This window comes from Paenibacillus gallinarum (genome assembly GCF_014836635.1).
Lineage (GTDB): Bacteria > Bacillota > Bacilli > Paenibacillales > Paenibacillaceae > Paenibacillus > Paenibacillus gallinarum.
The window spans coordinates 23,553-50,046 of sequence record NZ_JACSQL010000007.1 but is presented as its reverse complement, the minus strand read 5'-3'; the positions used below and the strand labels follow the sequence as shown (position 1 = coordinate 50,046).

Sequence of the window (26,494 nt, the reverse complement as noted above, 5' to 3'; positions counted from 1 at the left end):
CTTCATGAAGAACGTATTTGTATTAGGCGGGACTGGATTTCTAGGTTATTTCACAGTTAAAGAATTATTGAGACGAGGATATACAGTGTCGACTGTATCGCGGCATCCCATGCCAACAGAGAATCTTTTGCCTGGGGAAGTTGAGCACAGAGTAGGGGATATCAATAACATGTCAGATGAAGAAATCCGGAAGATGCTAGAGGGCGTTGATGGATTTGTATATGCTGCTGGAGCAGATGAACGAACGTTACCTGAAGCTCCGGCAATGAAATTTTTTTATGACGCAAATGTACTTCCTACTCAGCGTCTTGCTAGATTAGCTAAACAAGCTGGTGTGAAAAAGTTTGCCATACTTAGCTCGTATTTTGCGCATTTTGCAGAAGAGTGGACCGACATTCCTTTGAAACAAAATGCTTACCCTCGCTCTCGATTGCTTCAAGAGGAATTAGCGTGTCTTGAAGGTGAAGGAGGAATGGATGTGATGAGCATTCGTTTGCCTTACATTTTTGGTGTGATGCCAGGACGTATGCCGCTATGGTCCATGTTTGTAAATAGAGTAAAAGATCAAAAGGTCGTTCCCGTACTTGGCGGAGGTACAGCAATGGTCACTGCGCAGCAGGTAGCAGAAGCTACGATCGGAGCGATGGAGTACGGTGAACATGGCGGCAAATATGCGATTTGCGGCATGAATATGAAGCATAGCGAGTTTTATCAAATGGTTGTAGATGCGCTAGGACAGGAAGATAGCAGAGTCAAGGTTGTGCCACTAGATCAGATGAAACCAGTTATGGAGCGGATCGATGCAAAAAATGCGGAAGCGGGTAAAGAACAGGGTGTTCATATGAGCATGATGGCAGAGATCCAAAACAGAGATGCCTATCTCAACCCAGCTGAAACCATGTCTCTTCTTACATATCATGAATATGATATCCGCGCATCAATCAGGGAGACGCTCCGTAAATGTGTTCAGGAAGAGGCAAGAGCTGATTCGTAATCAATAAATCTTAGGTTAATGATATATCTTTATGGAATCAATGAGCAGCCGGACCATGTTCGGTTGTTTTTGTTGTGCTAATGCATAGGTTTTGCCACATTCATTATTTACCAAATTACCACATACATGATCAAGGCTGAAATGAGATACACTTTGCACAGGGCAAACCTCACCTATTCTGGCGTTGTTGCTATAAAACTTACGGGTGGGAGGAATGACTCCGTTGAGAAAAATAATAATTTGGTCTTTGCTCATTGTTTTTATGTTGACCTCTGGGTGCCAAAAGGAAGAGGCAAAACCTGATGAACAAGATTTAGTACAAGTGAAATCAATAAAGAGAGAAGACTCTAAGAAAGTAATCTTTCTCATGATCGATTCTTTAATGTCTCAAGCCATTGATGATGGGATCAAACAAAATAAGCTGCCTACTTTTCAATATCTAACGGAACATGGGATTTACTATAAAGACATGGTTAGTTCATTTCCCACGATGTCAGTAACGATAGATAGTTCTCTAATTACGGGAACATACCCAAACAGTCATCATGTACCAGGTCTTACTTGGTATTCTTCGGATGAGAAAAAAGTAATCAATTATGGAACTGGGCCGATGGAGATATGGAAACAGGGAGGTAATGAGGTATTACAGGATGCTCTAATCAACTTGAATGGGAAACATCTAAATCCGCAAATACCTACGATATATGAAGATTTGGCCAAGCATGGTTTAAAATCAGGTTCTATTAATGGCCTGATCTACCGAGGTGCGTCTCATCATAGGTTGACGATTCCTGATTGGCTCAAAGGTATTACCTCTTTACCAAAAGAAATTCAAGTAAAGGGACCAGATTTTTTAGCCTTAGGTTCTCTTGCAAATCCACTAGAGAACGTTAAAGATATGCCGGAAGGTATAACAGGACGACTGGGTCTCAACAATCAATATTCAATGGAAGCCGTAAAGTATTTGATTCAAAAGAACAAATTACCTGATTTCTTATTCGTTTATTTGCCAGATCTTGATCAGAAATTACATAAGAAAGGACCGCAAGAACGAAGTGGAGTAGAGGAACTTGATAAGCAATTAGGTTCTTTATTAAAACAATTTGGTTCACCAGAGGAAGCGTTAAATAAAACCATTTTTATACTTGCAGGTGATAGCGGAATGACTTCCCTTTATTCTGCTCAAAACGATTCGGTTGTCGATTTACCTTCTTTACTTAAGGAATACAGTGTACTAAAACAAGGTAAATCTGTTACGGACGAAACAGATATTGTACTTGCCGTAAATGAAACGATGGCTTATGTTTACAACCTTAATAAAGAAAATTCATTGAGAGATCTTGCTTATGCATTAACCTTCGATCCCCGTATTGATATAGTATCTTGGAAGGAGAACGAATGGGTTTATGCATTGCAAGGAGAAACAAATAAAGAAGTGAAGTATAAATCAAATGGGAAAATGGTCGATAGCTATCAGCAAAAATGGAAAGTTGAACGAGATTTAGATGTGCTTGATTTAAAATTAAATTCAAAGAATCAAAAATTGTCTTATGGAAAATACCCTGACGTACTACAGCGATTATCAGGTGCATTACATTCACATCAGGGGGATTTTCTAGTCGTTACGGCAAAACCGGGATATGAACTCGCTGACAAAAGCTCCCCAACACATGAAGGCGGAGGAGGCCACGGTTCGCTTCATGAAAAAGAATCACTCGTTCCTCTTATCATATGCGGTACGAACGAAAAACCGCAACATTTACGCATTATTGATTTAAAACCATATTTTCTGAAACTTTTAATAAAAGAGTAGGGAAACACCTAAGAACCACGACTGGATAAAAAATCCGGGATCGTGGTTCTTTTTTTACCTTGCTTACTGTGCCATGATAGCTATGGGGGCGATGATAGATGTTTAAGGATTTTAAGCTCATTGCCGGACGACCGGTATATATACAAATCAAAGACTATATGAAGCACTTAATTATAAAAGGCGCACTGCAAAGCAATCAAAAACTCCCATCCACACGTGAAATGGGTGTACTGCTGAAGGTTAGCCGCAACTCGGTCATCGCCGCTTATGAGGGGCTGGAGGACGATGGGTTTATCTACGCGGTTAAAGGGCAGGGGAATTACGTAGCCCCATCAGCACCGGGCACGATGAAGGTCTCGTCTCGAATGATGGATTGGAAAGAGCATTTGAACGACCAAGCCTTGCTGGCAGAAGAACTGGATATCATGAAACGCGGGATCCGTGCGGAGAAGGGAACGATTTCATTTACCAGTATTGCTCCTGATGAGGGGCTGTTCGACCTTGACAATGTAAAGCGGGCTTTCATGGACCGTATGGCCGTGGAAGGTAATGTCCTGCTGAACTACGGCTATGCCAAAGGTTACAAGCCTTTGATTGATTATTTGCACCAATACATGGAGCACAAGGGCGTGGATATGAAGGGCAAGGACATCCTGATTACCAATGGTTTTACGGAAGGTTTTAACATTGTGCTTTCCGCATTGAACCGGAAGAGTGGCCAGGTCCTGACCGAGAATCCGACGCATCATACGGCGATCAAGAATTTGAAACTGAAAGGCTTCGGAATCAGGGGGATTCCTATGGAGCGGGATGGCATTCACTTGGGTAAGCTGGAGAAGGCGCTCAGTGAAGGAGAGTACGATTGTGCCTACTTTGTGCCTTCGTACCATAATCCGACAGGGATTGTTATGTCCCCCGAGAAAAGACAGGGCCTCATGAAGCTGATGGCGGGATACGATATTCCGGTCATTGAGGATGGTTTTAATGAAGAACTTCGTTATTCGGGATCACATGTATCACCGCTGATTGCAACGGCCGGTGCAGGTAATAGTGTGATTTATCTAGGCAGCTTTTCTAAAGTCTTGTTCCCTGGTCTTCGGGTAGGATGGGTGCTGGCCGACGAGGAACTGATCTATTACCTGGAGAGTATCAAGCGGGCGCAGACGATTCATACATCAACCTTGGATCAATCGATACTCTATCAATATTTATACAACGGTAATCTAGATAAATATTTGAAAAAAGCGAAAGCGGAATATAAACGGAAATATGAGCTGACTCTGGAATGTTGCAAGCAGCATGTTCCTTTTGGGGCATTGACCGGAGACGGCGGACTGCATTTGTTTGTGGAATTTGCGGATGGATTTAACACGAAAGAACTGCTTGAGGCATGTCGTGCGCAAGGTGTCATTTTTACGGCAGGAGAGATGTTCTATACCGATGGCGGGGGACAGCATACCATGCGGCTTGGGTTCTCCAGAGTGACGGATGAGGATATCCGCAAGGGAATCGAGATTATTGGCAAAACAGCGCACAAATTAATGGGATGAAGGAATGATGATCATGTTGAAGGTTGGCGTAATTATGGGAGGTATTTCTTCCGAAATGGAGGTGTCACTGAACACGGGCAGAGAGATGATGAATCATCTGGACCGTAATAAGTATGAGGTGATTCCTGTTGTATTTAGTAAGCCTGCGGAACTTGTGGAGAAGGTAAAGGGACTTGATATTGTCTAGCTCTGCATGGGGTTTACGGTGAGGACGGGACGATACAGGGCATGCTGGAGACACTAGGTATACCGTATACAGGAAGCGGAGTACTGGCGAGCAGTCTGTGCATGAATAAGGATTTGTCCAAAAAAATCCTCCGCTATGAAGGAGTAAACACGCCGGGCTGGCTGTGTTGGAATAGTGTGGAAGACTACTCAGCGGAAGCCGTTCAGCAGCTGGGATACCCAGTAATGGTGAAGCCAAATACAGGCGGTTCCAGCATAGGGATGGAAAAAGTGAACGACGAACAGGAGCTGCATAGCGCGGTGATGAGGGCTTTTGAAAGTGACCCGGATCAGTCGATCTTGATTGAACGATATATCACGGGTCAGGAAATCACTTGCTCCATTCTGGATGGGGAACTTCTGCCCGTGGTAGGAATCACATCATCGTCTTCGGAATGGTTCGATTACCGTGCTAAATATGACGATGGCGGAGCGGAAGAGGTGGTGGTGAACCTGCCTTATGAACTGGATCAGTTGGTTCGTAAGACGGCAATGACCTGTTACAAAGCATTAAAGTGCAGTGTATATGCCCGGGTCGATATCCTGTTGTCGGATGGTGTTCCTTATGTACTAGAGATGAATACGCTGCCCGGAATGACAAAGACGAGTCTTCTTCCCAAAAGTGCTGCCGCAGCGGGAATATCTTTCAGCTCATTACTCGACCGGATTATCAGCTGTTCTCTGACAGAACGTAGCAAGAACAAAGGGGTGACGGTTCATGTTAAGTAATTGGATTACCCCAAAGGTAAGGAACATCCCGCCTTCTGGAATACGTGCTTTCTTCGAACTAAGTAGCGGCAATCAAGACGTCATTTCACTTGGTATAGGTGAACCAGATTTTGTTACTCCAGAACACATTAGGAAAGCATGCATAGAGGCATTAAACCAGGGAGCAACGAGTTATACATCCAACGCAGGTTTGCCCGAACTTAGAGAGGAAATTGCCGGCTATCTTCAAAAAAACTTCCACCTTCGCTACGATCCTGCCAGCGAAGTGCTTGTCACAGTAGGCAGTAGCGAAGCACTGGACCTGGCACTGCGAGCGTTCACTGCTCCGGGCGATGAAATTCTTCTTCCTTCACCCAGTTATATCGCTTATTCACCGATCGTTTCTTTGAACGGAGGTACAGTGGTGGAGGTAGAAACGAGAGCGGAAGAGGGTTTCAAGCTAACTGCTGAGTCATTGCGACAGGCGATTACTCCACGATCCAAGCTGCTGATGCTGAATTATCCGAACAACCCAACGGGAGCGATCATGACTGCAGAGGATTGGCAACCGATTGCCGATATCGTTAAGGAGTACAATCTGCTAGTCATCTCAGATGAAGTTTATGCCGAACTGACTTATGACTCGAAGCATGTCAGCATTGCTTCGCTGCCAGGAATGCTGGAGAGAACCATCGTACTCAGCGGATTTTCTAAAGCATTCGCAATGACGGGCTGGAGAATCGGCTATGCTTGTGGTCACCGTGATCTGCTTGCAGCCATGCTGAAGATCCATCAATACACGGCAATGTGTGCCCCGGTGCTGGGACAGATTGCTGCACTCGAATCTTTGCGTCATGGCCTTGAGTCGATGAATGAGATGAGAGAAGCGTACCGGAAGCGCCGGGAACTTCTGGTGAACGGATTTCGGTCGATCGGAATACCTTGCCATGTACCGGAAGGGGCGTTTTATGCTTTTCCAAGTATCGCTCACACAGGACTTGACTCGGAGACGTTTGCCTATCAGTTATTGAAGGAATCGGGTGTCGCCACTGTTCCCGGTCATGTGTTTGGCTCAGGGGGAGAAGGTCATATCCGCTGTTCTTACTCGGTATCCACGGACAAATTAACGCAAGCGCTTGAGCGGATGGATAGTTTCATGAAGGTGAAAATATAATTGCAGGAATAGAGAACTAAAAAAGAAGACTATTTTATTTTGATGGAACTAAGTTATCATGCTCTGCGTCCATCTTCATATAACGTAATCATATGGAGGCTGACTATGAAAGCTTTATTAAGTATCTTGTCTATTACATTTCTGATGTCATTCGTATTGATTGGTTGTGTTACTGAAACAAATGGAGGCAACAAAAACGATACTAGGAACGAGGGAATTCAAGAAATAGTGGATACTAATGAAGATTTTCAAGCTACCGTAGTAAACAAGGATGAGACAACAATAACTGTGTCCAAAAGCGGACTCAATGAAAAGGTAGAAAGAATCTATACACTTGCAACAACGAAAATAGATTACGTTGCAGAAGTGGGTGACAAAGTAAAGGTCTGGACTACAGGACAATATGAGGAAAGCAACCCGATTCAAGGGAAAGCAATAAAAATAGAAATAATCAATTGATTATTAATAGTAGTCTTCTTGTTATTAAATAAATAATTACTTCACGATCTTAATATACGCATTCAATAATACAGCATTAGTCTTGGACTTTCTTTCGGTCCATGGCTGACGCTGTTTTTTATTTAAGCCACATATTTTCTGAAGTTTGTTGTTTATATCTATATTTCTTTTGATTAAAAGGAACGAACATTCTAGAATGGATATATATAGAAATTAAGGATGTGTTGTATTGAGACCTAATCTAACAAAAGATATTAACATTCAAAGTTTTATAGATTTCTATTGGTTGAAAAAAGAACTTCAAATGTTTTGCAGGGAAAACAGGATAAGTGCTTCAGGCTCAAAGATAGAAATTTCCGATAGGATTGAAACATTTCTTCGAACGGGAGAGATAAAAAAACCAATTATAAAACCAAGAGTGAATAAGATAATGGAGTCTCCCGTAAGTTTAAGTCTTGATACAATTATTCCGGAAAGCCATCGTTGTAGCCAAGATGTAAGAGCATTTTTTAAGACAATTATCCCTAAATTTCATTTCTCTACCTATATCCAAGACTACTTTAAAAACAATGTTGGAAAAACATATCGTGATGTTGTAGGTGCATGGTATGAGGAAGAAGAACGAAAGAAAGACCCCTCTTATAAGAAAAACATTGCGCCACAATTTGAATATAATCAGTTCATTCGTGACTTTTTTGCTGATCCGCTAAATCAAGGGAAAAGTCGGGAAGAAGCGATTGAAAGCTGGAATCAAATCAAGAAACTTCCCGGAAACAACAAATATACATAACAAAAGAGTAATGAACGGAGGAACTTTATTATGATACCGAAATTAATTTTAATTGAAGGATTACCAGGGTTCGGGAAATCAACAACCGCTCAACTCGTTCATGAAATACTCACGGAGAAGAACATGAACTCTCAGTTATTTTTAGAAGGGAACTTGGATCATCCGGCAGACTATGATGGAGTCGCTTGTTATACACAGTATGAATACGATGAACTATTAAAGACCCATGAAAAGTTTAGAGAATTATTTAATAACCATACTACTATCCAAGGCAACAAATACTTCCTAGAATATCGAAAAATAATAAATGAATATGGGACAAGTATCCCAAATGAATTAGTGCAGGCAATGTTTAAAAACGATATCTATGAATTGTCGCTAGATCAAAATAGGAAACTGATTACAGAAAGATGGAGGCAGTTTACTGAGCGTATTTTGAATGGACCAGACATCTATGTTTTTGAATGTTGTTTTATACAGAACCCTGTAACGATGGGAATGATTAAATATGGTGCTAAGAAAGAAGACGTTATCAGTTATGTTATAGAACTTGCTACTATTGTAGAGAAATTAAACCCACTGTTAATTTACGTAGAACAAAGCGATCTTGATCACTCTTTCCGAAAAGCAGTAAAGGAGAGACCTAAAGAATGGTCAGAGGGGTTTATCGAATATTACACAAACCAAGGATTTGGACAAAAACAGGGTTACCATGGATTAGAAGGAACTCTTCAGGTTCTTAAGGCAAGAAGGGAATGGGAAGAAGATATATTTAACCGTCTAAATATAGTAAAGCAAAAAGTCGATAATTCCACCTATAATATGAACGATTATAAGCAACGTGTAGAGGGAATTCTTTCCGAATATATTAACGCTAATGAGAAATAATATAGCCTGATAAAATACGAGAAGGTAGCCGGCCAAATCGATCGGTTGCCTCTTTTTGTCGTCGTTAACAAAAGAAATCCCATTTCTAAAGTCGATTGATCAAATCGTTATCATTCTTACCCGCTGGATGTATGTTTATTTGGAGAAAAGAAAGAATGGATATGAGCACCATCCGAGTTAGAAGAACTCCTTTTCATATTAATGCCGATCTATTTGCCAAATTGGTGAAAATTATTATAGACTGTTTTCTAGCAGTTATTATCCAAGGGGGAAATTTAATGATTCAAAAGAAACAACAAAAACTAAACACACCAAAAATAATCTCTAAAGTATTATTGATTATGATTGGGGCTATCATAGCTGCATATGGTTTAGAAGCAGTACTAATACCTAACAACGTCTCTGACGGTGGGGTAACCGGACTAAGTATCGTGGGTTCCCAGTTGTTTGGATTACCACTAGGGGTGTTAATTGGAATAATTAACATTCCTTTTGTGTGGCTCGGATATAAGCAGATAGGTAAAAGCTTTGCTGTTTATTCGGTTATCGGTATTGCGACGCTGGCAGTAAGCACTAGTCTTATGCACCATGTACCAACGATTATTGAAGGGGATACCTTGTTAATTACCGTGGTAGGCGGGATTATCATCGGTTTTGGTATGGGGTTAGCTTTGCGTAATGGTGGGGCACTCGATGGGATCGATATGCTAGCTGTACTGTTATCCAGAAAATTACCTTTCGGTACAAGTGATTTAATCTTGTTCTTAAACATGTTTGTCTTTATTGTTGTTTCTACTGTATTTGGTTTACAAGGGGCCATTTTATCCGCACTCGCATACTTTATTGCTTCTAAGGTAATTCACATTGTTGAGGAAGGTCTTAGCGGCTCTAAAACGTTCAAAATTATTACAAAAAAACCGGAAATCATGGTAGAAACCATCCGTGACCGATTAGGTCGTGGAGCAACTTATACTGAAGCTTACGGTGGTTACTCTAATGAGCAATTTAAAGAAATCACTTGTGTAATTAACCGTATGGAAGAAAGTAAAATAAAAGAAATCATCCATGAAATTGACCCTAACGCCTTTATTGTCGTATACGATGTAGCTGAAGTTAAGGGCGGAAGCTTCAAAAAACAAAATATTCATTAATATTAAAATTAACGCGTTGGTAGAGAAAAATTTCTCGCCAGCGCGTTTTTTGCTTACTTTTAATGAAAGCAGGAAAATGAATAATGATTAAACTGAAAACGATATTGTACAGCCCTAATACTGACGCTTTTGACTAGCGCTTGCGGAAATGGACAGTTTAGTCGAACTTTAATTTGATGAATCAAGCATCCCTCAAAAAACGGAAATCTTCGGCTGTCATAGATTCAGCAAGATTATTAGTGATTTTCAAGTTGGCGTTTGGCACATAAGTGCTGAAGAAACTAGCAGACTGCTGTTTTTGAGTGGATTTAGACGTTCCTGTTCAGTTAACATATCATCTCTTCGTTCATAATCAGTAAGGGCACTTTCAGGATAAACTAAAAAAAGAAAGACCAGATTATGGATGGAAAATACGTCATACATCATGTTCTTGATATTTTGCAGTTTTTTATAGATAGAATCCATATGAAATCAGCCTAGAAATTCATTTTGTTGTTTATAGATTGTTGCGCAACTTTTGTGGAGTTAAAATGAGGTATTCATTAATTTACTTGTTTTAATATAGCTTCCTCGAAGTGCGATTTAGTAATTTTTCGTACTCAAGCTTCTCTAAATCCCCTCGAATTGTTTCTTTAACCACTATTAATATATTACTCATAAACAAGATCAACTGTATTCTACGACTTTCAGATGCATGTATAAATCATCTCCTTCCCAAAATTTGTTTTCAACATTAACAAACATATATTTGATGTATTTATCTTTATTTTGTTGTAAAAAAGACATGAATACAGAAAAAAACAACATTAATAATGTTAGAACTGTTGACAACAAAGAAATCGAGGGATACGATGAACACAATTAATCTTCCCTTCATAAGAACAAAATTACTAGAGTTTTGATTCCTGTTTTCTGTTAATTATTATCTTGCGGAGGTAAATCGTTAGCCTTTGAATTTCTACAATAAAACTAATTGGGAGGCAATTGAACAATGAGTACTCATGTGTACTATGTTCCGTCAATTAACATTATGGGGCGGGGATGTCTTACAGAGATCGGGCCTTACATTCAAGATCTTAAATTAAAGAAGGCTCTAGTGGTTACTGACAAATTTTTGGTTAAGAGTGGCATTGCCGGTAAGCTATTGTCTGTACTGGATGAAGCGGAAGTTCAATATGCAGTGTATGATGAGGTCAAACCAAATCCGAGTTGTAAAAATGTGCACGATGGCGTAGATTTTCTGAAGACAAATGGGTGTGATTACCTAATTTCTCTCGGTGGCGGTTCACCCCAAGATACAGCTAAGGCCATTGGTATCATTGCTACGAATGGTGGTAACATCAAGGAATATGAAGGAGTACATAAATCGAAAAACAAGTCGCTGCCAATCATTGCGGTTAATACAACTGCTGGCACCTCGGCTGAAGTAACGATTAACTATGTTATTACGGATGAGGATCGAAAAGTGAAGATGGTTATGGTAGACAAAAACAGTCTGGCCACTATCTCAGTGAATGATCCCGAATTGATGGTCGATAAACCAGCGAGTCTTACGGCGGCGACAGGGATGGATGCGTTGACCCATGCGGTTGAAGCATTAGTTACTCCTGGTGCTTATCCTGTGACAGATGCTACGGCGCTGGCAGCTGTAGAATTAATTTTTTCCAACTTGGCACGTACGGTGAAGAATGGTTACGATATCGAAGCACGTGAACAAATGGTGTATGCGATCTTCCTGGGAGGACTAGCATTCAACAATGCTGGACTCGGTTATGTGCATGCAATGGCGCATCAACTTGGTGGTGTGTACGATCTACCGCACGGCGTCTGTAATGCGATGCTGTTGCCATTTGTTGAGGAAGAAAATGCTAAATATGTACCTGATAAGTTCAGGAAAATCGCCAAGGCGATTGGACTGCAGGTTGAAGGGAAAAGTGATAAAGAGTGTGCAACTTTCGTCATTGAATCTATCAAAACATTGTCCAAAGAAGTAGGGATTCCGACAAAACTTTCTGAGCTTGGAGTAGGAGAAGTCGACATAGACTTGCTTGCTGAGAACTCTATGAAAGATGCTTGTGCACCGGGCAACCCATTCATTCCTACCAAAGAAGAAGTTATCGCCTTGTTTAAGAAAATTCTGTAATCCATCTTCCATAGATTGGTGATTCTCTATAAAAAATTATATTGCCTTCGATATCGGCGCCTCCAGCGGGCGGCTTGTACTCGGATCCCTCGTGGACGGGAGTCTCAAGCTGGTGGAGATTCACCGTTTCAGCAATGGATTCACCGAGCAAGATAGCTCCTGCTTCTGAAACATTAATTATTTGATTAATGAAATTATTAGCGGTCTTCAGAAAGCGTATTCATGCAAGTCAGTTCGGAAATTATGTACTTAGACTATATATCATCAGAAAATTCGCCTGGGGGTACCAGATAACCTCAGGCGAATTTCTTGTATCTGATTTTTAGGAAGTTACTGAGAAAGACGCTGATATTCGGTATTCGCTGGGACTTATCCCCATTAGTTTGCGAAATACCTCTCAAAAATGTGCTGTATCTTGGTAGCCAACGCTTTTTGTAATAGTGGCAATTAAGCTTACCGTGAGTTTTATAAGGCGAAGCATAAGGTGAGACGGTTCGTAAAGGCTACTCTAGTGAGTAGTTTTTTTTCTTTAGTCATCCCCCAATTTATGGAAATATGGTAGACTAAATAAAAAAATAGCAGGGGGAGAGAACAGATATGTCGGATCATGATGAACTAGCAGAGCAAAGACGCAAAAATTTAAAGCTGATTCATTTCAGCAAAGAGGATCAATCACTTGTTGAGTCAGAGAAACCAAAGGAGACGTTTGCTGATGTCGGTGGTCTCGAAGAAGTTAAGAAAAAAATCAGAATGAATTTCATCTTACCGCTGCAACAGCCGGAAGTGTTTGCTGCATACGGCAAACAAGCTGGAGGAAGTCTTCTTTTATTCGGTCCTCCTGGATGCGGAAAAACGTTCTTGGCGCGGGCGGTGGCAGGTGAGATCGATGCTAACTTTTTGCATATTGAGCTTCAGTCTATCCTTTCCATGTATGCTGGCCAGAGCGAACATAACTTACACGATATATTCGAAAAAGCACGAGAAAGCAAGCCATGTGTTATTTTCATTGATGAAATCGATGCCCTTGGAGGAAGTCGTCATCAAATGCGCCAGCATCATGACCGCATGCTCGTTAACCAATTATTGTTGGAACTTGATGGTCTGCAGGCGGAGAATGATCACGTGTTTGTCATCGGCGCTACCAACACGCCTTGGTACCTTGATTCCGCTCTGAGACGTCCCGGCCGATTTAACCACCTTGTTTTTGTACCGCCACCTGAAGAGAATGAGCGTCAAACGATACTAGAACTGAAGCTTTCCGGTAAGCCGCTGGGTTCGCTGAACCTGAACAAAATTGCCGCAGAGACGAAGCATTATTCGGGAGCTGATTTGGAGCAGTTAGTCAAGGATGCTGTGGAATCTGCGATGGAGCGTACTTTTGAGAAGGGTGAGATCCAGCCCATTACTCAGGACGATTTAAAGAGATCTGCTAAAGGACGGAAGGCGACAACGCTGGACTGGTTTGCTACAGCAAAGAATTATGCGACGTTCAGTGATGTGAACCGCGATTATCAAATTGTGCTGGATTACATTAGTAAGCATGGTGTGAAGTCATAATCGTAACAGGGGGGCAGAGCAGGTGGAGAACGTACATGATAACGTCGCTTATAGGAAGGCGCAGCAGCTTATCGAATGGAGGCGGTACAAAGAAGCACTAAAGGAAGCTGAGCAGCTTCTAAGCGAAGAGCCGGAGAACCCGGATGTTTTTGCGTTGATTTCGCAAATTCACCTTTTAATGGATGAATATGATAAAGCACTGTATTGGTCGAACCAAGCACTTACCCGAGAGCCAGAACATGAACTAGCTTGGTTCGTGCGTGTTGGCGTTTACTACGATACGAATCAAGATCGGGAGTGCAAAGAAGCTATACAGGAAGCCTTGCGGATTGATCCCTACGAGCCTCATTATTATTTTTTACAAGCGCATTTATATATCAAAATAGACAGGCCAAACCAAGCAAAGACGGCCCTTTCACAAGCGCTCGAACTGCGTCCGGAATCTCCGGTCTATTTGGCTTTGTTAAGCTATACAGAAGCATTACTCAAAAACTATGAGGATTCTGCGAGGGTAGAAAAACTTGCCCTGAAAAATAATACGGAATTGTCTCAAGTCTTTTTGTATCTCGGCTGGGCGGCTGGTGAGCGTGGAGAGTATAAGCTAAAGGAAACTTATATGCGGAATGCAATTCGCTTAAATCCGGACAGCAAGCTGTACCAGGAAGAATTTTTAGAGGCACTTCAACATAACGAAGTACTCTTTAAAGTGTTTTTATGGCCAGGGAAATTTGTGCGGAAAATGAAGACTTGGCAGATATTGCTCACCTGGGTTGTGGCCGTGTTCTTATTTCGTCCGTTATTGATTCTATTCCTAGTCTTGTATGTACTCTCGCACTGGGTAACCAAAGCCATCGTGCATGTCAAAGTATTTGGCTGGAGACGAAGAGGAATCTAACCTTTTACCCAATAAGATCTTGACGTGTAAGATTCTACTAGTGAAAAAGTCGCTATAGTTAAAAACTATAGCAAGTGATAGGTTTTAGGTATTACATGCTTTCTATTTTATTATGCTATCCTTTTTGTTACTTCAAAATTCAAGGAGAGACATCTATGATACCATTTCATCATGATCATGTAGGCAGCTTACTGCGTCCTACAAACCTAATACAGGCACGTGAACAATATAAATCCGGCATCATCCCACTTGAACAATTAACATCCGTAGAAAATGAAGAGATTATCCGCATTATTGATAAGCAAAAACAAAATGGTGTATTGGGCATTACTGACGGTGAATTCCGCAGAAGCTGGTGGCACTTTGATTTTTTGGGCGGTCTTGATGGAGTAGAATATTATGAAAAAGAGACTGGGCTTAATTTTCATAAAATGGAGACTCGTAAGGAAGGCATCCGGATTACCGGTAAAATTGTTTTTTCATCCCATCCATTCATAGAGCATTTCGGGTTTCTTCATGATCATGCGGGGGATGCGGTTGCAAAACAAACGATTCCAAGTCCTAATATGCTAGTCTACCGGGTTGATTATAATGAAGAGATTTATCAGAATCGAGAAACATTCCTCAAAGATACAATTGCAGCTTACCAAAAAGCAATTCAAGCATTTTATGATGCGGGTTGTAGGTACTTACAATTAGATGATACCGCTTGGGCAGATTTATTCTCGGAAGAAGGTCATAACAAACTGCGTGCCAAAGGCTTAGATCCAGCCGAGGAAATGAAGGTAATGCAGTACATGATTAATGAATCGATTGCCCATAAACCAGAAGATTTAGTGATCACGATGCACATTTGTCGTGGGAATTATAAATCTAACTTTTTCGCTAGCGGCGGATATGATTATGCTTCTGAAACGATTTTTGGCGGCTTAGATGTGGATGGGTTGTTCCTGGAATTCGATGATGAGCGTTCAGGAAGTTTTGAACCGTTGAAATATGTGAATCGCAAAAATCTAAAAATTGTATTAGGATTAATAACATCTAAATCAGGTGAATTGGAAGATAAAGAAAAGGTAAAAGCTCGCATAGCAGAAGCAGCAACTTATGTACCGCTTGAACAGCTATGTTTAAGTCCGCAATGCGGATTTTCATCTACGGAGGAAGGCAATATTCTAAGTGAAGAACAACAATGGCGTAAACTTCGTTTTGTTAAAGAAATCGCAGATGAGGTTTGGAAGTAATTTAATTCTATGCATTTTAAGCTATTCCTAGATTGAGATGAAGCTATTTAATATTATATAGGTTAGATGATTTGACCTAAGTAAAGGGAGCGATTTCGCTCCCTTTTTTTATATGCTCCCTAGTTTCATCCCTAGACTCCTAATTTCATTTCATTGATTTATAACCTATTTTCCCAAATTTTATTATAATATTATGTAACTGAATACTAGAGGAGTGAAAAGATGGAGATTACCAAACGGGTTTTAAAGACTTGGCACTTAGTTGAAGCGTTGGTCCCAAGTGAAGTGCCCGGTAAGGGAGAAACGGTGAAAGGAAGTTATTTCACAGACAATAAAAATCGGAACCGCACACGTTTGATTGATCTTAATGAAACTCCGTGGAAGAACGACATAGTAAAGGAAAATGATAAATTTCAGGTTCAATTCCGCTATTACTTTGCTTGTTTTGAGCATCATAAACTTGTCAGCTTTATACGTGAAGCTTTTATGAATCAGGATGAGATTGTTAATAAGGAAAATAAAACATTATTTAGTTTTTCTTTTTTGGTTGATGATCAAGGTAATTATATAAAAGAGTCAATATTCGTTCCTTTTTTGATGTATGTAATACAATTTTTGGCGAAAGCTTCAGAGGTGAAATATGAGGATCTGTTAACTCCTTTTCAAAGTAAATTGAAATTATTTGAAGAACAAGCACAAACCATTTTTATTAATGGAGTAACAAAGGAATCCTTACTCTTAATTCAACAAGAATACCAACAATTTTTTCATAGATTAGATGATAATTCATTACATTATTTAGAGATTGAAGTGATGAGAGCTGGTCAAATTTCTAAACAAAAGAATTTTAATAGCTTCTATATAAGTGACTTGGAACTCATTTTAAAGAAAGGAGAAAACGAAGCGCTCAGTCAGTTTGTAGAAGGAGTAGCAATTGAAAAGCGCTTAGATATAAATGAAAATCAGGAATATATTGAAGATGTTTTACAGCCTATTCATTTACCGGATGGTAGGTGGCCATCTCCAGTAGAGCATAGACTATCTTTAATGCAGCAAGTTGCTGTAAATCAAATTATAAATAGTAATCAAAAAATCAGTTCTGTTAATGGACCACCTGGCACAGGAAAGACCACATTATTAAAAGACATCTTTGCTGACATTGTAGTTCAAAGAGCTGAAAAAATAGTGCAATTGGATACCCCAACCCAAGCTTTTACAAAAGTAAAAACAATTAATTTGAATAGCCAATTTTATCCCATCTATTTATTGGATTCAAGCATTAAGGAGTACTCTATGGTAGTTGCTTCGAGTAATAATGGAGCAGTTGAAAATATCTCTAAGGATTTACCTAAACGAGATGAAGTTATACGTTCTTCGGGTAAAAGTAAGTTTAATCATTATGAAGAGTCGTACGCTGTAGAGGCGCAGGATTTATCGATGTATAAAGTTGCGGCAATGGATCTGTTAGGTAGTAATGATGAGGCATGGGGATTATTTTCAGGAGCTCTTGGTAAATCAGATAATATATCAACGTATGCTTGGAGTTTGTTTAGGAAGAAAGAGGATGGAACTTCTTTTCTTCAACAACTGGAACAAGATAGTAAACAAGTAAACACAAAGGATTGGGAGAATGCTGTAAAAGAATTTGAAGATACGCTTAACTCGGTTAAGAAAAAAAAGGAGAGTCTCCAGAAATATCACGACGAATATAAGAGCATAAAATCTTCTATTGTCCTATTGAGAGAGTTAGAGGAGCAATTACCTGAACTTAATCAAGAACTAATGGATCTAGGGAACGGGAAGTCTCATTTAGAACAGCAAAAGCAACTCACCGAACAACAAATTCGATCCCTACCAAAACTTTCTCTCTTACAAAAGGTCTTAGGTAAAAAAAATATTAAAAAAATAGAATTGGAAAATGAACTCTACGATATTATCACTCAGTTGAAAGACGAAGGGGATAAGTTTTATATAAAAAAGACAGAGGTTGAAAAATCTAAAAAGATGATAGAGGAACTCAAAGAAAGGGAATCTGCTTTTACAAAACATCTGGAAGATTATAAAATGCAGGGGCTAATATTACCAGATGAAGATTATTGGTCGGACACACAACAGGCATACGAGTTTCGGCAATTAAATACGATTTGGCTTACAGATGAACTGAATTTCGAAAGAGGATTACTGTTTTTAAAGGCTATGAAAATCCATAAAATGATGTTGGCCTTCAATTTTGATGCCATTAAATCAACTTTACGCTTATTGATCAATCGTGCAAATCTAGATCTTAACGATATGGAACATAGAGAATACTTGAAGAATATGTGGCAAACGGTTCATTTAATTACTCCGTTGGTAAGTACAACTTTTGCAAGTTTTAGTTCGATGTATAAAGGAATAGAAAAGGATTTTATTCAGTATTTATTTATAGATGAGGCAGGACAAGCTAGTCCACAACAATCTGCGGGTGCAATATGGAGATCTAAAAATGTGGTAGTAGTAGGTGACCCAATTCAAATTGAGCCAGTTATCACATTAGATCAAACCATTTTAGGGGATATTAAGAAATATTTTAATGTAAATGATAGATATATTGGAATGGGAACCTCCGTTCAAACCATAGCAGATACAGCCAATCGATATGGAATGACGAACGGTTATGGTCAATGGATTGGCATACCCTTATGGGTTCATAGAAGATGCTTAAATCCTATGTTCACTGTTGCGAACGAAATAGCTTATGATAACAAAATGGTATTGGGTAAAGAGGGGCGAGGCAAGAGTATCTGGTATGACTGTAAAGGATCGGCTAAAAATCGTCAATTTGTGGAAGAACAAGGAGAATTGGCTGCAGACCATATTATTGAACTATGGAAGAAAAACAATGCTCCTCCCAATGTATATATAATTTCTCCGTTTACGGCAGTTAAGGATGGCATTAAAAAAATTCTAAAAGCAAGATTAAAGAAATTTGGGATTTCTACAGAAATATTAAATGATTGGTTGAGGAATTCTATAGGTACTGTCCATACATTTCAAGGAAAAGAAGCAGATATTGTTTATTTAGTAACGGGAACCGACGAAAATGGAGATGGAGCAGCAAACTGGTCATGTTCCAAGCCTAATCTACTAAATGTAGCTGTGACACGCGCCAAAAAAGAGTTCTATGTAATTGGTGATTATCAACGATTTTCTAAGAAACTTTACTATTCTTCTATTGTAGAAAACGTAGATGAAGTCAAAAGTGGTAGTAGAATTTAAGTTGATTTATATAATAGTCAAAATAGAGAAGAACCGTTTAACTCGTTTGTTAAATGGTTCTTTTCTATGATGAATTGATCAACAATTTTATAGTCGATCGCACCTAACGCCTTTGATATGACATTTATAAGCATCATTACTTGGTTATTGACCATCTGAGGAGCTACATCTGAAATCGAAAGCCAAAATAATAGGAATTGCCATAATAAAAGTGAATTCGGAAGCGGTCTTATGACTCATCCCAGAGATTATACCTCCAGAAAGCGTAGCTCCGGATCGGGAGAAACCAGGAATTAAAGCAAGACACTGAAATAATCCTACGAACAAAGCCTGCTTATAGCTTATTGCCTCTAGTGACTCAGCCGTAGGCGTAGGCTTGAATCTTTCTGCTAGAATCATGAGTATTCCTCCAAGAACCAGTGTAACAATTACCGTCTCGGGTGAGAATAATACTTCTTTTATGAAGTCATAGAATAACAAGCCGCCAATACCAAAGGGAATCATGCCTATCATAATATGCAAGAATCCAAATTTATTATCTGAAGCAGAGACATTTCGATTCATTCTGACTAGTGAGAGCAGTTTTTTTCGCATGATAACAACGACAGCTAAAATAGACCCCAGTTGGATCACGATTTCAAATGTGGAAGCTCGATTTCCTTCAAAGCCTAAAAGATGACCAGCTAATATTAAATGTCCTGTTGAAGAAACCGGAGCAAATTCAGTTAATCCTTCTACAATCCCCATGATGATCCCGATAACTATGTCCATTTCTCTCATTCTCCTCCATCCTCATCATGTTATATTTGCTCCATTATAGTTATCAAATATGCAGTTAAACTATTTAGCTTACTTACAATATAATTACATTTATGTAAGGGGAAAACGGGTGTTTTTCATTATTAAGATATTCGGAATGTATCATCTTAAAAATCTAGCTATAGCTAAAAACTATAACCTGTCATAGCTTATTGGTAGATCAGTACATTCAGTGAGATGTGCTATATTGAATTTACAATTTATTTTACGAGGAGATAATCTATGAGCACTCAAACCGAACCTAAAAAACGAACTGTTACTCCATTTAGATATGATATCGTTGGTAGCTTTCTACGCCCTCCTGCATTGAAAGAGGCTAGATTAAAGTTCAAGAACGGCGATATTAACGCCGAGCAATTGAGAGAAGTAGAGGACGACGAAATCGTTAAACTCGTTCAGAAACAAAAAGAGGTTGGTCTTCAAGCGGTAACGGATGGCGAATTCCGCCGTTCATGGTGGCATCTAGATTTCTTCTGGGGGTTCGACGGTGTAGAGCGGACAATCATCGATCAAGGGTATCAATTTACCGGTGCGGAGTCTAGACCTGAAACTGCCCGACTGTCCGGGAAAATAAGTTACAGCAGTCATCCATTCGTTTCGGATTATACATATTTAAAAGAAGTTGCAGGTGAGGATGTCGTTGCACGTCAAGCGATTCCAGCGGCTGCTCAATTCCTGTTCGAGCTGGATCGGGCAGAAAATAAGGAAAGCACGAAGTTGATTTATCCCAATCGTGAAGAACTTATTTCAGATATTGCCAAAGCGTACAAAGCGTCGATTCTTGCCTTTTATGCAGCGGGTTGCCGCAGTATTCAAATCGACGATTGTACGTGGGGAGCGCTTTGCGACGAACAGTTCATGGAAATCATGAAGCAAATAGGCGTAGATGTAGCTGAATATGCAAAGGAATTTGCAAAATTGAACGAGGAAGTTGTTTCAGGACTTCCGGATGATCTCGTTGTAACAACACATGTATGCCGCGGTAATTATGTTTCTACTTATGCAGGAGTAGGTGGTGGATATGAGCCTATCGCGAAAACGCTTCTAAACATCAATAACTATACTGGCTATTATCTGGAGTTTGATACGGAGCGAGCAGGAGATTTCAAACCATTACGTTTTCTGAAAGACAATCAGCTGGTCGTGTTGGGCCTGTTTTCTTCCAAATTTGGCGAGCTTGAAAGCAAGGAAGATATTCTGAAGCGGATCGAAGAAGCGAAGCAGCACGTCGATTTAAACCGGATATGCCTAAGCCCGCAATGCGGTTTTGCTTCTACGGAAGAAGGCAATCACCTGACAGAAGAGCAACAATGGCGCAAGCTAGCATATATTAAAGAAATTGCTGACGAGATCTGGAATTAATTATAAGTTAGATTAAAGCTCTATGGCCGAATGGATAATGATCCTTACGGCTATAGAGCTTTTTTTGTATAGATTGCGTTAATCGTTGCTAAAGAGCGTAGTATTTAGAAAGGTAAGTCATTTAGTTTAATAGATGTTAATGTATTACTTTCCCAATCGTCTCTAATTATTGCATAGCATATGGAGTCGGAAACACTGCCATCATCATTTTCCCAAGCACATCGTAAGTAACCTTCTTTAACAAATCCGCACTCATTAAGTGTTTTCCCCCTTAAACTATTAAACAAGCTCTTCTCCCAAACTGAGAGTAAGAGCTTGTTCACGTTGATGATCATTACTTAGTTTTGAAATAGATATTGTTAGATATCAAGCTTACGAGTACCAATCCATTTTACCATTTCAGGGTCGTTATGTGAGAAGAATAAACTTTGTTTCGTATCTAAGGTAGTAATTAACTCCATATCTTCTTGGTTTAATTCGAAATCAAAGATATTGAAGTTTTCAACAATTCTTTCTTTGTGTACTGATTTTGGAATCACAACAATTTCTCTTTGTGTCAACCAACGCAAAACTACCTGCGCAACGGATTTATTATACTTCTCAGCTATGGATAGCAATATCTCATTTTGGAACAAGTTGTTTTTTCCTTCGGCAAAAGGACCCCAGGACTGGATCTGAACATTGTTTTCTTTCATGAATTTAGCACTTTCCATTTGCTGGTTGAAGGGATGTGTTTCGACCTGGTTTACAGCAGGACTTACATCATTATGAATAATCAAATCGATTAGACGATCAGGCTGGAAGTTACTAACGCCAATTGCACGGACCTTTCCTTCACGGTACAATTCCTCCATCGCACGCCAAGAACCATAAACATCGCCAAAAGGCTGATGAATCAAATATAAATCCAAATAATCCAATTGCAATCTTTCCAGTGATTTTTCAAATGCTTTTTTTGTACGCTCATAACCAGTGTCCTGGACCCAAAGTTTCGTCGTTATAAATAAGTCTTCTCTTGCCACACCACTACGTTTAATCGCTCTGCCTACGGATTCCTCATTTCCATAAGAGGCAGCGGTATCAATCAGCCGATATCCTGCCGTAATCGCATCATAAACGCTTTGTTCACATTCTTTTGGATCTGCAATTTGAAAAACACCAAATCCAAGTATCGGCATCTCAACACCGTTATTTAAAGTTACTTTTTGCATGTAAAATCCTCCTGGTTTTTGAATGTTATTTATAAATAAGATTTGATCTTATTTATTACCCGATAAAAGAGTTATCCCTCATGCCATACGACTAGCGGATATAAGTTGTGAAAAGTGCAGTTAATGTAAGCTCCTTTTAATTCCAAAAAACTCGCTTATTATTAATAGTCATACCTTTGGGGCACGTCTATATTATGCATCCCTGAACAAAGAACCGATATCTAATTCGTCTCAAATCATTGCCTAATCCTCTCAAGACGATTTCATTTCAACAAACGAATGCGTATAATCATATAAAACACTCATTAAGGAGGGGCCAATGGTTGAAGAAATAGAAATCAGACAAAAAAACATTACAAGACTGATTAACCGCCATTGCAAACAATCAGGAGTATCAAAGACGATGATTCCTTCTTTATACCTTATTCGTTCGGATAAGATGCTTGAGCCAGCCTACAGAGTATTTAATCCTTCCTTTTGTTTTGTTACTCAAGGGTTAAAAGAAATCTACCTAGCTGAGGAGCGCCTGGAATATGGCCCGTCGAATTACCTGATAACCTCTATGGATCTTCCGGTAATTGGGCAGGTAATAAAGGCTTCACCTGAAGTTCCGTATTTAAGTTTAAAACTTGAGATTAATCAAAATGAAATTTTAGAGGTGTTGAAAGACGCTAAAATTCACACCAATACAAAGGACAATGCTTCAAGAGCCATGTTCGTTGGTCAGATTGAATTATCGATATTGGATGCCGTGCTCCGTTTAGTTCAATTGCTCGATTCTCCTGGGGACATCCCGTTTCTTGCACCTATTCATAAGAAAGAGATCATTTATCGTCTCCTTCAGGGGCAATATGGGCGGGCGCTTGCACAAATTGCAATGGAAGGAAGTAACACTTATCGTATCAGAGGAGCAATTGATCAAATTATCCAGCATTATGATCAACCTTTACGAATTGAAGAGCTTGCAGCAGTCGCTAATATGAGCACTTCTTCGTTCCATAGACATTTTAAGGAAATCACTAATATGAGCCCGCTTCAATTTCAAAAACACCTTCGGTTACAAGAAGCCCGGAGTCTTTTATTAATGGAGTCAGGGGATGCTACTGAGATCGCATATCGGGTTGGTTATGAAAGTGCATCTCAGTTTAGCCGTGAATATTCTCGGATGTTCGGCTTTCCTCCCAAGGCGGACATAAAGCGACTAAAGGAAAAATTTGAGCCAATAGAAGCGGATACAGATCAAAACCTTATTGGAACATCCTAGCGTGAAAAGTGAAAAACTATTGATCAGAGAAAACTCATCATAATAAAAACGGTAGCTGCTCTTATTCCAGCTACCGTTTTTCGTTACCGAACAATACATAAGATAACTCAATCGCCGATAGACGCTATCCTATATTGCAGAGAGGATCGGGCAATGAACTGAGACAAATAGGATAACACTTATCCATCCATTTATTGCATAATAAGGGAGAGATAGATAATACGGATTGAAAACAAACGAAAGAGAGGAGAATTCTAATGGAATATATGAAACTTGGAAACACAGGTTTAGATGTATCTAAGCTTTGTCTTGGATGTATGGGTTTTGGTGATGCAAAGCATTGGGTTCATCCATGGGTGCTTAATGAGGCAGATTCTCGAACGATTATAAAAAAAGCCTTGGATAAAGGTATTAATTTTTTCGATACAGCAAATTGGTACTCAATAGGGAAAAGTGAAGAATTCCTAGGTCGAGCCCTCAAAGATTACGCAAATCGCGATGAAATTGTCCTCGCAACCAAGGTTTGGGGCCGTATGCATGAAGGTCCAAATGGTGCTGGGCTTTCTCGAAAGGCAATCATGAGTGAAATAGATAAAAGTCTTAAGAGACTGGGAACGGATTATGTAGATCTGTATATCATCCACCGATGGAATTACAATACACCCATTGAAGAAACGATGGAAGCATTGCACGATATCGTAAAAGCAGGCAAGGCAAGATATATTGGTGCTTCTGCGATGTTTGCATGGCAGTTCCAAAAGGCATTACATGTAGCGGAAAAGAATGGATGGACGAAATTTGTGTCTATGCAAAATCATCTAAATCTTATTTACCGTGAAGAAGAGAGGGAGATGCTGCCTCTATGTAAGGAAGAAAAAATCGGGGTGACTCCATATAGCCCGCTCGCATCCGGGAGATTGACACGTGATTGGTCAGAAACTACGCTTCGCTCCGAAACTGACGAAATTCAAAAGTCTAAGTACGATGGAACTATGGATGCGGATCGGATCGTAGTAGAGCGTGTTGCATCTATCGCAGAAAAACTTGGTGTTCCCCGTACTCAGATCGCTCTTGCTTGGCTGCTGCAGAAAGAGGGTGTAACTTCTCCTATTATCGGAGCGACGAAGATATCTCACCTTGAAGTCGCGATAGAAGCTCTATCGGTTACATTAACACCTGAAGAAATTTCGTTCCTTGAAGAGCCATATGTACCGCACCCAATAGTAGGTCACAATTAATTGCTTGATATATAAGTAAGACTATTAAATTGTTATGACGAAACGTAGACGGATTCCTAAAACCCATTCATCTCATAAATGAGATGGATGGATTTTCGTTGTTTTCGTGTCGTTTTCATATTTAGTTGGAGAGAAAGAGATGCTAATCTATAATAGGAATAATATGTATTTTATAGGGGGAGAACTAGTATGTTAAGAATGTATACAGACCCTAAAGGTGAAGCTTATAAACAAGTTATAGATGTAGCGATACAGAATTCGGAATGTTTTGTGCTGGGTTACAAAATGGGGGATTTGCCTAGTGAGAATCAAAAGTATCAAAGTGTACTGGAAGAATTGAAACCTTATTTAATCAAAACAATTGTGATCAAAAACAACAATATGGAGGAAGTCATACAAATAAGAGAAGCATATCGCAGTCATGCCTTTTATTGTTCGGGAACCTACTATTTTTATAAATCCTGTGAAGAAAGTGGTCTTCTATTAAAGCAATTTGCAGGAAGCCTATCGGATTGGATTTTCCCTAATTTACTAGAAGACTTGTGCTTCTTAAAAAAAGATGGCGAAGACTATCTTTATTCCGTTGTGCATGAGGGTATGTACGGGATAAATGTGACAGAGAACGAAGCGATCGAGCTGATGGATCAAATTACAGGACTTTTCATAGAAATAGAGGCTCACCGCGACTTCAATCGTCTGCTGGATGATGCTATTAAGCAAAAAACGGATCGGCTATATATAAGTGGATATAGACTGAACAAACTACCAGATCGAATCCGCGAACTTACAGAGATACGATGGTTAGAAATATTTGAACAAGATCTTTATCGGTTACCTCAAGCATTGTTCGAGTTAAGTAAGTTAGAAAGTTTGAGGATCATGACAGCAGACCTTGAAAGCATTCCCGGATCCATTTCCAAGTTAAAGAACCTAAAAGAGCTTCAAATCAATTGTGCTAGTTCAGATAGACCGGATTCCACTTGGCGGACGAAATCAAAGGAAGAGATCAGTTTAAATCGTATTCCTCCCGAGATTGGAGAACTTGAGCAGTTGGAGCAGCTAACGATCAATTACACTTCGATCCAAGAACTACCAATTGAGTTAGAAAAACTTAAGCGTCTCAGGTCTCTAAACATAGAAAATTGTATGATAGATCAGAAACCTGCTTTTCTTCAACGGATGAAGCAGCTAGAGTATGTAAATGTTTCAAGGAATTCAATCTTCGAAAGTCTTGCTTTGACTGAATATGAAAAGGATTAAAGTATGTTTGACAGCCCGAAGAGAGGGTAATAAAGATATAGATGTTATATTCAATGTCTAATCATGAAGTGCAGCAAAGAAAAACAAGGCCAGACCTCACCTATGAAAAAGGGAAGACTGACCTTGTATTTATAAGGCTGTATCATGGATAACGTTAGGCGATATGTGGTTCAATAGCTTGATGGTAACTGTATAGGGATTCGTCAATGATGGTATGCAAGAAAACGGGATCTATGTCCCATAGTAGTGATTCCGCATAACGCCAAGCATTCTCTTCAATGCGCAGCCGGATTTCGGCTTGTTCAGAGACAGTGAGAGGCCCATCAAGAAGACCTGATAGATGTTCCAATTCTGCATCCTCAGCATGACCCAATTCATGAGCTAGAATGACAGAAATATATGAATGTAAGGGAGCGAGTGAGCCGAATAACATTCTGCATTGCTCCATAATTTCTTTTTGATATAGATACACGGTATGGCTATTCATGTGGTAT

21 protein-coding genes and 2 pseudogenes are annotated in these 26,494 nt (G+C 39.7%); 19 read left to right on the top strand and 4 right to left on the bottom strand.

All coding sequences use genetic code 11. From position 1 onward, the window contains the following. Positions 1-4: 4 nt before the first annotated feature. The 10 genes and pseudogenes from H9647_RS15340 (at position 5) to H9647_RS15300 (ending at position 9,752) form a co-directional block, all read left to right on the top strand. Positions 5-994 carry an NAD-dependent epimerase/dehydratase family protein gene (locus tag H9647_RS15340; protein WP_191801474.1) on the top strand — a complete coding sequence of 330 codons (990 nt, stop codon included), beginning with the start codon at positions 5-7 and terminating at the stop codon, positions 992-994. A gap of 214 nt (positions 995-1,208) precedes the next feature. After that, complete coding sequence (locus tag H9647_RS15335; protein ID WP_191801472.1) at positions 1,209-2,807, top strand: alkaline phosphatase family protein; 1,599 nt, start codon at positions 1,209-1,211, stop codon at positions 2,805-2,807. Between the two features lie 98 nt (positions 2,808-2,905). Beyond that, positions 2,906-4,357, top strand: coding sequence for an aminotransferase-like domain-containing protein (locus H9647_RS15330; protein ID WP_191801470.1), 1,452 nt, complete (start codon positions 2,906-2,908; stop codon positions 4,355-4,357). Positions 4,358-4,373: 16 nt separating this feature from the next. Next, a pseudogene (locus H9647_RS15325) lies at positions 4,374-5,311 on the top strand (D-alanine--D-alanine ligase). Next, on the top strand, positions 5,301-6,464 hold the full coding sequence (locus H9647_RS15320) for an aminotransferase class I/II-fold pyridoxal phosphate-dependent enzyme (protein ID WP_191801467.1): 1,164 nt from the start codon (positions 5,301-5,303) through the stop codon (positions 6,462-6,464). Before H9647_RS15325 ends, H9647_RS15320 begins: the two are co-directional and overlap by 11 nt. Before the next feature lie 105 nt (positions 6,465-6,569). Beyond that, positions 6,570-6,923 carry a DUF3221 domain-containing protein gene (locus H9647_RS15315; RefSeq protein ID WP_191801465.1) on the top strand — a complete coding sequence of 118 codons (354 nt, stop codon included), beginning with the start codon at positions 6,570-6,572 and terminating at the stop codon, positions 6,921-6,923. Positions 6,924-7,152: 229 nt separating this feature from the next. Continuing rightward, a complete protein-coding gene (locus H9647_RS15310) occupies positions 7,153-7,713 on the top strand; it encodes a DUF6434 domain-containing protein (RefSeq protein WP_191801464.1) in 561 nt (186 codons plus the stop codon). A 30-nt stretch (positions 7,714-7,743) separates the two neighbouring features. Then, positions 7,744-8,601 (top strand): P-loop NTPase family protein, encoded by an 858-nt coding sequence (locus H9647_RS15305; protein WP_191801462.1) that lies wholly within the window; start codon positions 7,744-7,746, stop codon positions 8,599-8,601. 55 nt (positions 8,602-8,656) lie between these two features. Further along, positions 8,657-8,782, top strand: coding sequence for a hypothetical protein (locus tag H9647_RS26025; RefSeq protein WP_263621323.1), 126 nt, complete (start codon positions 8,657-8,659; stop codon positions 8,780-8,782). Between the two features lie 97 nt (positions 8,783-8,879). Further along, on the top strand, positions 8,880-9,752 hold the full coding sequence (locus H9647_RS15300) for a YitT family protein (protein WP_191801460.1): 873 nt from the start codon (positions 8,880-8,882) through the stop codon (positions 9,750-9,752). Positions 9,753-9,998: 246 nt separating this feature from the next. Here H9647_RS15300 and H9647_RS15295 read toward each other — a convergent pair whose 3' ends face one another. Beyond that, on the bottom strand, positions 9,999-10,217 hold the full coding sequence (locus H9647_RS15295; RefSeq protein WP_191801458.1) for a hypothetical protein: 219 nt from the start codon (positions 10,215-10,217) through the stop codon (positions 9,999-10,001). 526 nt (positions 10,218-10,743) lie between these two features. On the opposite strand from H9647_RS15295, the gene H9647_RS15290 reads away from it, so the two are divergent. From H9647_RS15290 to H9647_RS15270, 5 genes are all read left to right on the top strand, one after another. Next, a complete protein-coding gene (locus tag H9647_RS15290; protein ID WP_191801456.1) occupies positions 10,744-11,895 on the top strand; it encodes an iron-containing alcohol dehydrogenase in 1,152 nt (383 codons plus the stop codon). A gap of 597 nt (positions 11,896-12,492) precedes the next feature. Further along, positions 12,493-13,452: an ATP-binding protein gene (locus H9647_RS15285; protein WP_191801454.1), complete on the top strand. Its 960-nt coding sequence runs from the start codon at positions 12,493-12,495 to the stop codon at positions 13,450-13,452. Between the two features lie 22 nt (positions 13,453-13,474). Continuing rightward, the gene (locus H9647_RS15280; RefSeq protein WP_191801452.1) at positions 13,475-14,347 is read left to right on the top strand and encodes a tetratricopeptide repeat protein; all 873 of its coding nucleotides are present in this window, start codon (positions 13,475-13,477) and stop codon (positions 14,345-14,347) included. A 155-nt stretch (positions 14,348-14,502) separates the two neighbouring features. After that, positions 14,503-15,588, top strand: a complete 1,086-nt coding sequence (locus H9647_RS15275) for a 5-methyltetrahydropteroyltriglutamate--homocysteine S-methyltransferase (RefSeq protein WP_191801450.1) — start codon at positions 14,503-14,505, stop codon at positions 15,586-15,588. Positions 15,589-15,810: 222 nt separating this feature from the next. Then, complete coding sequence (locus H9647_RS15270; protein ID WP_191801448.1) at positions 15,811-18,846, top strand: DEAD/DEAH box helicase; 3,036 nt, start codon at positions 15,811-15,813, stop codon at positions 18,844-18,846. A 180-nt stretch (positions 18,847-19,026) separates the two neighbouring features. Here the strand turns inward: H9647_RS15270 and H9647_RS15265 are convergent. Continuing rightward, positions 19,027-19,617 (bottom strand): annotated as a pseudogene (locus H9647_RS15265) (undecaprenyl-diphosphate phosphatase); the annotation flags it as partial. Positions 19,618-19,887: 270 nt separating this feature from the next. On the opposite strand from H9647_RS15265, the gene H9647_RS15260 reads away from it, so the two are divergent. Further along, on the top strand, positions 19,888-21,027 hold the full coding sequence (locus H9647_RS15260; protein WP_191801444.1) for a 5-methyltetrahydropteroyltriglutamate--homocysteine S-methyltransferase: 1,140 nt from the start codon (positions 19,888-19,890) through the stop codon (positions 21,025-21,027). 359 nt (positions 21,028-21,386) lie between these two features. Here the strand turns inward: H9647_RS15260 and H9647_RS15255 are convergent, their stop codons facing one another. Beyond that, positions 21,387-22,238, bottom strand: coding sequence for an aldo/keto reductase (locus tag H9647_RS15255; protein WP_191801442.1), 852 nt, complete (start codon positions 22,236-22,238; stop codon positions 21,387-21,389). A 319-nt stretch (positions 22,239-22,557) separates the two neighbouring features. Between H9647_RS15255 and H9647_RS15250 the strand changes: the two genes are divergently transcribed. The 3 genes from H9647_RS15250 to H9647_RS15240 all read left to right on the top strand — a co-directional run bounded on the left by H9647_RS15250 (position 22,558) and on the right by H9647_RS15240 (position 26,000). Then, positions 22,558-23,502: an AraC family transcriptional regulator gene (locus tag H9647_RS15250; RefSeq protein WP_191801441.1), complete on the top strand. Its 945-nt coding sequence runs from the start codon at positions 22,558-22,560 to the stop codon at positions 23,500-23,502. A 257-nt stretch (positions 23,503-23,759) separates the two neighbouring features. Then, positions 23,760-24,740, top strand: coding sequence for an aldo/keto reductase (locus H9647_RS15245; RefSeq protein ID WP_191801439.1), 981 nt, complete (start codon positions 23,760-23,762; stop codon positions 24,738-24,740). A gap of 189 nt (positions 24,741-24,929) precedes the next feature. Further along, positions 24,930-26,000 carry a leucine-rich repeat domain-containing protein gene (locus H9647_RS15240; RefSeq protein WP_191801437.1) on the top strand — a complete coding sequence of 357 codons (1,071 nt, stop codon included), beginning with the start codon at positions 24,930-24,932 and terminating at the stop codon, positions 25,998-26,000. 154 nt (positions 26,001-26,154) lie between these two features. Here H9647_RS15240 and H9647_RS15235 read toward each other — a convergent pair whose 3' ends face one another. Continuing rightward, positions 26,155-26,487 (bottom strand): hypothetical protein, encoded by a 333-nt coding sequence (locus tag H9647_RS15235; protein WP_191801435.1) that lies wholly within the window; start codon positions 26,485-26,487, stop codon positions 26,155-26,157. Positions 26,488-26,494 lie beyond the last annotated feature (7 nt).